10 protein-coding genes are annotated in these 13123 nt (G+C 35.0%); 3 read left to right on the plus strand and 7 right to left on the minus strand.

Features of this window, described 5'->3' with window-relative positions:
- Positions 1-85 precede the first annotated feature (85 nt).
- Positions 86-313, minus strand: coding sequence for a DNA polymerase III subunit theta (locus DD649_RS01700; protein WP_294103192.1), 228 nt, complete (start codon positions 311-313; stop codon positions 86-88).
- An 839-nt stretch (positions 314-1152) separates the two neighbouring features.
- On the opposite strand from DD649_RS01700, the gene gss reads away from it, so the two are divergent.
- Both gss and DD649_RS01710 read left to right on the plus strand, forming a co-directional pair.
- Positions 1153-3036, plus strand: a complete 1884-nt coding sequence (gene gss, locus DD649_RS01705) for a bifunctional glutathionylspermidine amidase/synthase (RefSeq protein ID WP_294102870.1) — start codon at positions 1153-1155, stop codon at positions 3034-3036.
- Positions 3037-3377: 341 nt separating this feature from the next.
- Positions 3378-4355: a LysR substrate-binding domain-containing protein gene (locus DD649_RS01710; RefSeq protein ID WP_336428767.1), complete on the plus strand. Its 978-nt coding sequence runs from the start codon at positions 3378-3380 to the stop codon at positions 4353-4355.
- 117 nt (positions 4356-4472) lie between these two features.
- Here DD649_RS01710 and DD649_RS01715 read toward each other — a convergent pair whose 3' ends face one another.
- From DD649_RS01715 to DD649_RS01740, 6 genes are all read right to left on the minus strand, one after another.
- Positions 4473-5651 carry a M20 family metallopeptidase gene (locus DD649_RS01715; RefSeq protein ID WP_294102876.1) on the minus strand — a complete coding sequence of 393 codons (1179 nt, stop codon included), beginning with the start codon at positions 5649-5651 and terminating at the stop codon, positions 4473-4475.
- 652 nt (positions 5652-6303) lie between these two features.
- Positions 6304-7629: an amidohydrolase gene (locus tag DD649_RS01720; protein WP_336428769.1), complete on the minus strand. Its 1326-nt coding sequence runs from the start codon at positions 7627-7629 to the stop codon at positions 6304-6306.
- Between the two features lie 18 nt (positions 7630-7647).
- Complete coding sequence (locus tag DD649_RS01725; protein WP_294102882.1) at positions 7648-8124, minus strand: hypothetical protein; 477 nt, start codon at positions 8122-8124, stop codon at positions 7648-7650.
- A 2-nt stretch (positions 8125-8126) separates the two neighbouring features.
- The gene (locus DD649_RS01730; RefSeq protein WP_294102885.1) at positions 8127-8924 is read right to left on the minus strand and encodes a DUF3100 domain-containing protein; all 798 of its coding nucleotides are present in this window, start codon (positions 8922-8924) and stop codon (positions 8127-8129) included.
- Between the two features lie 1202 nt (positions 8925-10126).
- Positions 10127-10426 carry a helix-turn-helix transcriptional regulator gene (locus tag DD649_RS01735; protein ID WP_294102888.1) on the minus strand — a complete coding sequence of 100 codons (300 nt, stop codon included), beginning with the start codon at positions 10424-10426 and terminating at the stop codon, positions 10127-10129.
- A gap of 811 nt (positions 10427-11237) precedes the next feature.
- The gene (locus DD649_RS01740) at positions 11238-11666 is read right to left on the minus strand and encodes an Exc2 family lipoprotein (protein WP_294102890.1); all 429 of its coding nucleotides are present in this window, start codon (positions 11664-11666) and stop codon (positions 11238-11240) included.
- 337 nt (positions 11667-12003) lie between these two features.
- Between DD649_RS01740 and DD649_RS01745 the strand changes: the two genes are divergently transcribed.
- A complete protein-coding gene (locus DD649_RS01745) occupies positions 12004-12837 on the plus strand; it encodes an aldo/keto reductase (protein WP_294102893.1) in 834 nt (277 codons plus the stop codon).
- Positions 12838-13123: the final 286 nt, after the last annotated feature.

The following is a 13123-nucleotide window of genomic DNA, read 5'->3' on the forward strand; positions in this document are numbered from 1 at the left end:
AATTGGTTAGAAAATCAGACAATGCCGTTGTGGACATTTCCCAATTAACGGGTTCAGTCGCGTTCTTTATTAGCAGTATCATTAATTAGTCTTGATTATATTCATACCCCTTGGGTAATCTCTTGCTCACTTCTCTGTAATGAACTAAACGCTCACGAAAGTACTCGCGCAAGTATTCGGGTTGTTGATTTTCAATTTCGATATCAATAACCGGCTTGCCGAGTCTTTCTTTATATGCGACTCCACTTGCAGCTAAATCGACATTTACTTTGTCTTTATCTTCTTTTGAGAGTTCTGCGAGATTTTGCATGATGGTTTTCTATGGGGTGGAATGATCGGAGTATAGCATGGAGGGAAAATCACTGTGACGAACTGTGCCGAAATTGTGACACAAAAATGAGAGGGGTGATGGGACGTGGTTGGGACGTTCAAGTTTAAATGTGATTGAACGACTTTAAACAACTTTGAATTACTTTATCTTCTTTGTGGCTTGTGAACACTGAAAGAGACTGTAATTAACTGATTATAAAGTATTAATTCTACGCTCTTCTAAGCCGTAGGCCGCAGGTTCGAATCCTGCAGGGCGCACCATTCAAAATCAATCACTTATCTAATCTTCAAAAAAATCCATAAGTTAGTATTATTATTTCATTCCTAACCCACTCTTCATAAGCATTTTCTGTGCAACTTGAAAACATATCGTCTTTTGTTTTTCCTCTCTTAGAAAATTCATTTTTTATGATATAAGCCAATGATTAGAATAGCATTTAAGACTACTACTCATATTACTTTTGATAATACGGCTAACAACTTTATTATTTTTTTAGTTATTGATAACTTTAATAGTCTAGATAACTGCAATCACATCAATTTAGCTGATTTTTTCATTGGTTCCTTTAAGTTTGCGGTTAATTTTATTTTTATTTTTGGGTGGGTAATATCTATTTTATAAGGTCGGCACTTGAGTGCTAACGAACTGAAAATATTGTACTATTTCTTATGGTGTTAATTTTTGTTCTTATATTATGACTTATTGCCGTTTTAATTTAATTAACTATTCATGGATGTGAAATATCAAAAATATAGTTTTTTTATATTTTGTGAGCGTAAACTAAAAGGATAGTAAGCCTATAATTAAGATGGAGCTAAGACATGAATTTAATGATGAATGAACACGAGCATTTTGGATCATTACTTGGATATGCCCCAGGGGGCGTACCAATATACTCATCAGATTATGATTCGCTATCTAAACTTGATAATAAGGAAGATATTTCTTTTCGAAGTTATATAGGCAATGAATACATGGGGTATAAATGGCAATGTGTTGAGTTTGCGCGTCGTTTTTTATATCTCAATTATGGTGTTGTTTTTACTGATGTAGGAATGGCATATGAAATATTTTCTTTACGCTTTTTGCGACGTGTAGTTGATGATGAACTTTTACCACTGAAAGCGTTTGTTAACGGTAGCCAAGTTAAACCTGTTGTAGGCGGATTATTGATTTGGGCGGAGGGTGGGGAATTTCATAAAACAGGGCATATAGCCGTTATAACTCAAGTTTATGATGATAGAATTCGCATTGCAGAGCAAAATGTTATTCATCATAAATTACCTATTGGGCAACAATGGACCCGAGAGTTACCTTTAGAAAATGATAAGGGTAGGTATACAGTTGTAGATACTTTTTCAGATACGAATATTTTGGGTTGGATGATACAAACCGATAATGAAGAATATGCTTATACTGAGCCTTGCATTAATCCTGAACTGTTAAAACTTCATTTTGCTCAAATAGATAATAGAATAGATTTTGGTCAAAAATGGTTGGATGAGTCCGATCCTATAGAAAGTAAATATATTCAAGCAAGGCATGGAAGTATACTTAACGGTGCTCTTCATGAATATTTTACAATTTCGAATACCGCTGAAAGCAAATTGATACAAGCCACGAATGAAGTCCATCTTATGTATTTGCATGCAACAGAGAAAGTACTAAAGAGTGATGATTTACTTCAATTGTTTAATATTCCAAAGATACTTTGGCCGCGTATACGTCTATCTTGGAAGAATAGACGCCATGATATGATTACTGGCCGATTAGATTTTTGTATGGATGAGCGAGGATTGAAGGTTTATGAATATAATGCGGATTCAGCTTCCTGCCATACTGAAGCTGGCCTAATAATTGATAAATGGGCAAAAGTCGCTGAGCTCAATGAAGGTTGGGATCCAAGTGCTTATTTAACTGAATTACTTTCTAGTACATGGAAACATTCTTCTGCTAAGCCCTTTATTCACATTATGCAGGATGTTGATAGCGAAGAAGATTATCATTCTCAATATATGGCATATGCCATTACTGAAGCAGGTTTTGATTATAAAATTATTCATGGTTTGGATGAGTTAACTTGGAATGAGATAGGCCAAGTTGTTGATGGTGATGGTCGAGTATTGCAATGTGTATGGAAAACATGGGCATGGGAAACGGCTTTAGAGCAAATTCGACAAGAATATGAGGATGAGCACGAATATTCAATGTTGAAAATCCGTACTGGGCATTTAGAGCATAATGACGTTAGATTAGTTGATGTGCTATTAAAACCAGAAATTTGTGTTTTTGAGCCTTTATGGACAGTTATTCCAAGTAATAAAGCGATTTTACCTATTCTTTGGTCATTATTTCCTCATCACCCTTATCTTTTAGAAACAAGTGTTGAAATTAGTGATGAACTACGTTCGAGTGGTTATGCAATAAAACCAATAGCTGGTCGTTGTGGGGATAATATAGATTTGGTTGGTGAAAGTGACAAAGTTTTAGATAAGACATCTGGGAATTTTGATAATCAAGAAAATATTTACCAACAATTATGGTGCTTGCCTAATGTGGCTGGTCGTTATATTCAGGTTTGCACATTTACTGTTGGTGGTCATTATGGTGGAGCATGTTTACGGTCTGACCCATCATTAGTAATCAAAAAAGATAGTAATATGGAACCATTGTGGATATTGGATGATAATGATTTTTTAAAATAGCAATAATATTAGAAATAAAAACAGAACTATGAGTAATATTAATAAATATTAACTATTTCATTTTTTTTAGGCCATCAGAGTTTACTGGTGGCTTTTTCATCTTTAGGTTGTAGTCAATTGAGTTGGATTTGTAAGATTCACTATTAAATTTTTATTTGCATTTATTCTTGGTTATTAGTTTATTTATCTACATTTAACTAACCCAAAAGTTTCTCTAAAGCGACCATATCCTCATGTTTATTTCTTCATCATTCACCTTGTGTTACTCTTCACAATACAGAGTATGTTGTATTAACTTACATTCTGCTTATTAATAATTTTATAACAGGATAAAATAAGCAATGAACATTAGTCAGCTTAAAAGTTTTGTTGAGGTGGTCAGGAGTGATTTTAATATTACAAATGCCGCTGAAAAATTGTATACCTCTCAGCCAACAGTAAGTAAACAGCTTAAAATCCTAGAAGATGAACTAAACGTTTCTTTATTCAATAGAAAAAACAATAACTTATTATCACTTAGTCCGATTGGTGAACAAGTTCATCATGTTGCATGTGATATTCTAGCGCAGTTTGATAAAATCAAAAGTCTGGTTTCACATGATGACAGCACCATAAAACAAAATCTTCATATCGCGACTACACATACGCAAATCCGTTATAAATTACCTAAAGTCATTGAGCGCTTTAATGCTCGCTACCCAAATGTTTCATTACATTTTCACCAAGGGGCTCCTGCTCAGTTGGCTGAAATGATTAATAATGGTGATGTGGATTTTGCGATCGCAACGGAATCGTTGCATCTCTATGATGATTTACTGACAATGCCTTGTTATCAGTGGTCTCGTAGTGCACTTGTTCCTCATGATCATCCGCTGGCACAGCATGAGCAGTTAACTATTGAAGAATTGGCGAATTATCCCTTGATTACTTATGTATTTGGCTTTACGGGACGCTCGAAGCTGGATCAAGTATTTTATCAAAATAATCTGACCCCAAATGTGGTATTAACTGCAGTTGATACAGAAATCATTAAGTTTTATGTGAAACGGGGACTTGGTGTCGGTATTATTTCATCGGTTGCGTTTGATTCGCAAGAAGATAGTGATACGCTTCGCTGCATTAATATCAGTAATTTGGTCAAGCCAAGTTATACGCATATTTGCATCAATCGGCATATGCATCTGAAAGATTACATGCTTGATTTTATTTCTTGTTATGCCCCTCATCTTGATTTGAATTATATTCACCAGCCAGCTCAGTGGTTACCTGCAGATCAAAAATCGCGTGATCGGCTTTATTCTGCATTGCCTGAACTTTGATAGCGTCTTGTTGTAGTCACTAAATAATATTCAATAGAATATATTACATAAACAATATTGTAAAAAAACCCAGTAAGAATTGATTACTGGGCTTTGGTTTTGCTGTGTGTTTTATTTTTAACGTGTGGCGATGTTGATAAAAATTTGAGCGCCAATTAATAGGCAGTCATCATCGACAAAATAGGGATTAGCGTGCAAATAGTTATTAATTCCTTTTGCTTTATTACCACTACCTAAAAAGTACATTGCGCCTAATTTATCTTTAGTGGCATTAATCATATAGCTAAAGTCTTCACTTCCTGTCATTGGCTTACAGTTTGGCTCGATATTTTCAGTTGGTAAGAATGAAGCCGCTGCATTATAAATTACCTTTACTGCTTGTGGATGGTTAATAACTGCGGGATAGCCGGAGGCTTCAAGTGTCGTTTTGAATCCGCCAGCTTCGCTACGAGCGACTATTTCGTTAAAACTTTCTTTTAAAACTTTATTCGTTTCTTCATCCATTGAGCGAATGGTTCCACGAGCTTGAACGTGGTCGGCCAATGCATTTGGGATGGTTCCGCCATTGATCATACCGCAGCCGAATACCGCAGGGCTAAATGGGTCCGTTTTTTTAGCGACGATATAATCCATGTAATCAATAATGCGGGTCGTTTCACGGATAGCATCTAGCCCTTTATGTGGCGTGGAGCCATGGGCAGAAACACCGTGAACATCTAGCGTCCAGGCCGAGCCGTAAGAGGACATCACACCCGCATTAAAGCGAATGTATCCCGTATCAACGGCAGCATCATTGTGTAATCCATAGACTTCACTAACACCATCCATGCAGCCCATTTCGACCATTTTGTCCGCGCCCGGTATTCGCATATCTTCTTCTGCCATTTGGAAGATAAAGCGGACGTTATGAGTGAGTTCAGTGGCATTTTGGCTGAGGTAGTTTGCCGCCGTTAGCGCTATAGTCATGTGGGTATCGTGACCACAATTGTGAGCACAACCTTCGTGTATTGAGCTGTGCTCATTGCCGGTGAGATCTGGCATTTCAAGGCCGTCTATATCGGTACGGTAAGCAATTAGCGGTTTTGCAGGGTCAACAACTAAGTCTGCGGTAAAACCGGTGTATCCTTCAAACTGGCGAATGGTATAACCAAAACTATTCATCAGTTCACGGCAATATTCTGAGGTTTTATACTCTTGACCGGAGGGCTCAGGGATTTTATGTAAATCCTGACGTGTTTTTTTACTGAACGCTTCAAGCGCAAAAAGCTTGTCACTGATGTTATATTTATTTGTCATTACATTATACCTTGTGTACGGAAACCGGTTTGCATGTTGATAAAAATATCCCTGATATAAGCGTGAGTATTAGCAAAGATAATGAATAGTTTTTGCGTAAACTCAATTTGCGCGCATTTTATTCTTACTAAAATATTTTGGCTTCCGAAATCTAGAGGTTTCGGTAAGCGATAATTATATATTCTTATCTATAGGTAATAAATTATAGATAACATTGTAACTTTAAATTCAAAAAAGTGAGCGTGATGAAGATCTTGTTTGTATCATATCAGTATTGCATGGTGCATGAATAATTGTGATGTTCTGTTGAAAATAAATTAAGAAAACAGTTATGGGTTTAAATTTTAATTATTTCAAATGGTTGCGTTTGTTTTGTTTCTTTTTATATCCTAAATGAATAATTTCATTATAGCTCTCATTAATATAGCTAAATAATATTGACTTTATTAAATGCTATTTTGAAATAATTTTTAGATATATTTCCTATCACTTTTTTAGATTATCTAATGAATTTTTTACTTTAATTTTGATTAAAGTAAAATTAATTCTAGCTATGATCATCTATTTATTACAAATTAAAATAGTGACCGAAGCGATTGATTAATCAATACGCCACCATTTAAGGTGACGTATTCGGTGATATGCGTTGTACTCAATTCTTAAATGAGCTGATAAAAGAGAGATATTCCTCTTTGCTCATGAGTGGGTTGTAGTCAGCAAGAAGCTCTTCTGCACCCGAAGCATCATCAAACAGTAGATCAATAATAGACATTGCCATCATTTGAGCTGGGCGGATGTAGGCCATATCATCATCAAAGACCACATAATCTTTGCCGTGTAAACCGCCACGAATTGCGCCAATCCATGGGTGGCTAACAGGCATGATATGAGAAAGGTCTCCAGTATCTGTGCTGCCAGTCATGTGTTTTGCAATCCAGACGTTTTCGTTACCAATCAGATTATTTGCATTTTGCTGTAACAGGTCATTCAGAATGGCATTGTTATACAGTGGCAGATAGCCCGGTAAATCCTTGACTTCTACCTCAGCTCCGACAGACATTGCCCCAGCTACTAACGCACGCGTAATACGCTCGTTGGCATCTATCATTGCAGGGACATTTGAGGCGCGGACATAACTTTCCATACGCACATCACTGGGAACGACATTAACGAGGTCGCCGCCCTGAGTAATGATAGGATGAAAACGAATGTAATCTTTTTCCTGAAAGGTTTCACGGATAGCATTCACACCCATGATACCCATCATTGCGGCATTTAAAGCATTCACACCGATATGGGGCGCAGCGGCTGCGTGTGCTGGCTTACCTTTATAGTTGATTAGCTTGCCGATAAAGCCATTAGTCGTGGTAGACATTTCGATAAAGCCGTTATCACGTTCCGGTTTGACGCTGGTTAAGTGAATTTGCATTGCCATATCGATATCATCAAACTCCCCCAGAGAAATCAGCTCCGGCTTACCGCCGATATAAGTGATTTTTCCTTGTTCGATGAGCTTGCTACGATAAGCCAGTTCTACATATTCTTCAGCAGGCACGGCGAAAGGGACGACATCACCTGCCAGATATTCCATTGCACCAGAATTCACCAGCCCAATAGTCACCGCCATCATATTTGCAATTTGAGCATTATGACCACAGCAATGCGCAGCACCCGTTAGGTCATCTGCATCTGGGTGCTCAGCACAGAGAATGGCATCCAATTCACCGATCACGGCAATACTACGTTTACTGCCTTTGCCACCTTTAAGGCGCGCTTTGACACCTGTGAGTGCGAGTTGATTACGGTAACTAACACCTAAGGAATCAAATGCAGCTTCAACTTTTTTTGCTGTTTTCGTTTCTTTATAACCGAGTTCTGGCTCTGCCCAAATATCTTCTGCAAGTTTTTTAATGTCGACTTTATGGCTTGCAATTACTTCACAGACTTTGGCTTTCAGTTGGTCTTTAGTCATTTTCATGTTAAATGTTCCCCGTAATTAGATAACGCCACTCCATGAGAGCGTTATCTGACCAATAAGTGCGGCGAATATGAATGTCCCAGAGAACACAGCTAGTGATACCGGAATAATTCTCCAAGAGATGGCTTTGAACTTTTCAATATCTTTACCTAGAGAAAGACCCGCAAATGCCAGTACTGTCGTACTGATCACGGCAATAGAGACTTTACCCGTCATCGCAATCATTTCTTTATCATACGGAAATAGTGGTGAACATAGTCCAGCGGCAATCAGGGAAACCCAAAAAATAACCGGCAATTTACCTAACGGCGGAATTAGCGCAATGAGATAGGCCACAAAGGACATCGCACTTAACAACGCCATTGCGAGTAATGTATCGCTGAAAACTTGTCCGAATGTACCGCGACCATAGAGGGATCCACCGATAGCATCACCCAGAGCTGTGAATATAGCGACTAAAACTAGGATTACGGCAATTTCTGTCATCTTTTTCATTATTAACTTTCCTTATTGGTATTCGTAGCAGCCATTGCACTTTTTCTTTTAAATTTGTTGTATAGGAAAGAAGCAAATGGTAAGGAAAAGAATATGTAGACGTACAGACCTAATACCGAGGACATCAGGTTAGCTGAAGAGGAAAATGCCTGAATTTCTGAAGCTTGATTAGGATAAAGTTCGAGTAGTGGTGCTACTGCTGCGGCTAACATTGATCCACTTCCGACACCGGCACCCATTGCTAAAGCGAGCGGGCTGAGGATATCAAGACCGGCAATTACACTAGCCAAGATTCCCATCCAGACAGCACCAAATAATGTACCGCAGATATACATTGCCATCACACCTCGGCCTTCTGGCGAATCTAATCCATACTTAGCTTCAATAATGGCGATATTCGGTTCACGGCCAACAGAGTATGTGGCTCCGACAGCCTCGCGGCCCATGCCAAGCATAATTGCAAGTGGCAGACCCATAATAATGGTACCGATAAAGTGACCGACTTCTTGCAAAATTAATGCGCCGCCAGCTTGAATGATTTTTTCCCAAGAAGCCCCAACAGAAGTACTTAATTTAGCGATCAAGATAACCAATGCAACACTCATTATTGAGGTTGCATGTGCCATATTTTTTTCGTTGAGGATTTTAAATTTTGGAAAGCTAATAATACCACCCATCAGCATGGAATAAAGCATCGGGAAAAACATAACTAAACCGAGTTTAATTTGCCCTATAGCTTCTGCAAGGAGAATGATAAATAAGCCAACCAAAAGCAACTTACTATCTTTTAATATACCCATAGTGTTACCTTTTATTATAGAAATTGTTATTAGGAATTATTCGTATTTATTTATATAAAATGTATCCTGTCCGCATTCATACTATCTATGAAACCGTTTTCCTGACAATATTCCGAAAATTCCTCAAGCATGCCTAAAAGGAATGGCTAAAACCAATTAATGAGTGTTTATTGATTAATATTAATATAATTGCTTGGCTTTAATTAATTCATATAAAATATTTACCTTGTTTTTCATGTGGATACTGGTGTGGTAATATTATGGTGAATATTATTTGATAAGTTGAATTGCTTATTTATTAAAATAATAAGAAGAAGGCTTAAATAAACTTAAAATGTGAACTAGAGCCTGTTTTTTTATTAATTCGACATGGTGTATTTTTTTTCGATTAATTTAACTAATTATAACTATAGAGCCTTTATAAGGGGTAATTATATATCTTTGGATGTATTTACCTAACTTTAGCAATACTTTTAGAGTATTTAACTAGTGTCAGAAAATGCGTTATCCCTATAAAGAAATGTCTAAATTAGACATTGATCACACTATGTTGTAAATATAGATACAGATCACAATATGGAATATTTTTTTATTGGAGTATAAAAATAACGAATTTAATACTCTTATGAGTATCGTTTTTGTGAATATTGACTGGATTCTATCGTTTACTCTTATTTTGTGAAATTTTACATCAAAAGCGGCTGCCGGTTAGTATCTAAAGCTAATCCCGTTTTATGATGATTTTTGTTATAGAAATAGTGTATCTGCTTGTCTGATTTTTTTGGTGCTATTTCTATCATGAATAATTTAATTCAATTTTAGTCGGCATTAGTGTGATTTTATGGGCTATAATCTATTTAATCTTAGGCAATCAATGAGAGAATCCCCCCACTGTGGGGAGATTAAAAACAACTGAGAAAATTAGTTATTTCATTCTCATTGATTACTTAAGGTAGCACCCTAATCACATTTAGCGTTACAGTAAAATGAGTTAGGATCTCTACTTGTATATTGAGTTATTGATACAAAAAAACAAAATATCAATGAGCGAGTTGCAGGGTATAAATTGATTGATCTTTATCTATTTATGAGGTTCCAAACATTCATTTTAATAATTTTCCAATGCATTAAATGATAGATGAAATAAGTATTGCATAAAAAAAACTAATGTTTTTTAAAAATATTAAATATAGCAGTACTTATTAGACCAAAATAAATTTTGGGTCAGTGTATAAACAATCCTTTATATTTTTTTCATTATCTTTAATATCATTCTCTATTTCTTTTAATAAATAGATGAAAAAGCTCTCAACACTTAAGTCTAATTTATCTAAAAATAGTAAAACAAGGTCTAGTGATATTGTATTTACGCCATTTTCATAGCGAGAGACTTGTTGTTGGCTAACATGCAATAACTTACCTACTTCAGCTCCAGTCATCCCATATTCAATACGTTTACTTTTTAAATAGTTCCCAACTAAAGTGTTAACAATAGTATTCATAATAAAGAATTCCCATACTAACTATTTTTATAGATATTATTTGTTAGAACCAAAAATATACAATTAATTAATTTAAGTAAAGATGTTTAAATCATTCAATTAATACCATTGCAATAGATAAAACCTATCAATTCAAAGTTAATCAATTGTTTAAAGCGATCATTTTATTGGGTTTTTAATGAGATAAACTAGTTCAACGTATTGATTTTAAGTAATTTAATTGTTTATTTTTCTTGTGGCTCATTTTTTTGCCAATAATGCGATAAATATCCATTTTACTCATAATGAGAGTAATGATAAAGGGTTTGCCTTTATGAATATAAATGAAAGGATGGCATTGTCTTATAATGAAATAAATTGTTATTTTATATAATTAATGACGATTCGTTATCGCTATTCAATTAAATTGATTTTTTGTAAATTAATTTGCTATTAATTTAAAATTAATAATTTGTTAATGACGAGGATAATTAAAATAAAAATGAGACTTATTTGAAAATTGTCGGTATTTATATTGATTATTTGTTAATTTTGAAGGGAAGATGCATGGTGCCCCCTATCAAGAACATAGGATAATATTAATACTAGCATGTTTGATTTGTAAAATGATTTAGTATTTTTATATCAATTATGATTCTCTGCGTTAACTTTGCATAAATGGGAGGAAAGATAAACTTTAATAAATTGAAGATGTTTTGTATACCACATAAATTTGTTTCTGTGGTATACAAAATAAGCAAAGTAATGGCTAAGTAAGCGATAGACTGATAAAGCGAATTTCGTCAAGCCATTGTATGAATCATGACATCATTTACTGGATGGTTTGATATCCGGCCTTGTATGCAGCAATGATTGATTCAGACATTATTTTTTTCTCAATATTTGATTTGTTAGCACCACTTACCGTTTCAACATGTACTTTTTCTGAAATGTATTGCTCTTTCGCATTTATACTGTTTAGGAACTCTGGAGTTGAAAAATAGGCAATTTTTTTCACATAATCTTCATTGGATATGTTGTCGTGTTTATCTTTTATTCCCATATCATAGAATTGCTTAAAAAAGGGGATGTTGAGCTTAATTGAAGTATGAATGTTGGTTTGAAAATTGGGATCAGATTCATAGCTTGCTAACTGATAAACATAATGTTTACTTATTTCCTCGTAGGGTAAGGTGGGGGTACTACAGGCAAATAGCAATAATACAGAGGGTAATAATAACGTTACACTCAGTTTTGACATATTTTGTGTCCTTATTTTAGATAGTTTCTTTTCCACTATAGTAATTCATATATCTAGTAATGAAAATATTACATTAAAAAAATTTATAGATTAATGCGATAGTGTTTCAATACGATATGTGGAACTGAATAAATTATTTTTTATTCATCATGTTAGCTATCACTCTTCCAATTTGTCATCATTTTAACCAAGTTACTGCAACCCTGATGTATCTGCTCTATTGTTATAACCTAATTAATTTTAAGCCAAAGGAACATGGCGATTGTTTATGCTATTCTAGTTTTAGTAGTCTTGAATGTTTAACTATAAGATATTTCAATGTAATTAAGGAGATATTATGATTCAGTCATATGAACTACAGGATGGCTTTCAAATTCCTCAAATTGGATTTGGCACATACTCGCTTAATGGTTCGCAGGGTACTCGAATAATTGAAAGTGCGTTGTTAAACGGGTACCGTTTAATTGACACTGCATTTAATTATGAAAATGAAGGTATTGTTGGGAAAGCGATAAAAAATAGTTCAGTTCCTAGAGATAAAATAACCGTCACATCAAAATTACCAGGGCGTCATCAGCAATATAAAAATGCGCTGCAAACTGTCCAAGAATCTATATCCCGTATGGGCTTAGACTATATCGATATTTATTTAATTCATTGGCCAAATCCCAAGCAGGGTAAGTTTATTGAAGCATGGCAGGCTTTGATTGATGCACAAAAATCTGGACTAATTAGAAGTATCGGTGTCTGTAATTTCCTACCTGAGCATATAGATGCTCTTGAATTAGAAACGGGTATTCTGCCTGTGATTAATCAGATTGAATTGCATCCAAACTTTAATCAGTTAGATCAACGCAAGTATGATCAATCAAAAAATATTATTACTCAGTCATGGAGCCCGCTAGGACGCGCAGGTGATCTGTTAACGCATAATGCATTGCTTGAACTCGCTCATAAACATAAAAAGTCTGTGTCCCAAATTATTATTCGTTGGCATTTGCAGTTAGGGGCATTACCAATACCTAAATCATCAAATGCATCGCGGCAAATTGAAAATATCGATGTTTATGATTTCTCATTATCTATTGAGGATATGCAGGTCATCGATATGCTGTCTTCATTAAAGGGTAGACTAAAAAATCAAGACCCTTCTTTTTATGAAGAGTTTTAATATTGAATACAGAAATATTGTGATTTATCACTTATGTTTAAATTGTTTTTGATATTGACTTAAAATGGGCAGTGTTAGAGTTAGCCATATTGCCCATTATTTATTTAACATTATTTAAAGAATACCTACTGATTAAATGGATGATGAAGGATGTAAGGTATCAATTAAGCGTCCATAATCGTTGTGTCTACATTCCCTTAAATGAAATATTGTCATTAAGCTAAATTTTATTTTAGCTCATTATTCATTGATCCGTTAATATAATTATAATTAACTTAAATTTATT

The organism is Providencia sp., from assembly GCF_003533305.1.
In the GTDB taxonomy this organism is placed as follows: domain Bacteria; phylum Pseudomonadota; class Gammaproteobacteria; order Enterobacterales; family Enterobacteriaceae; genus Providencia.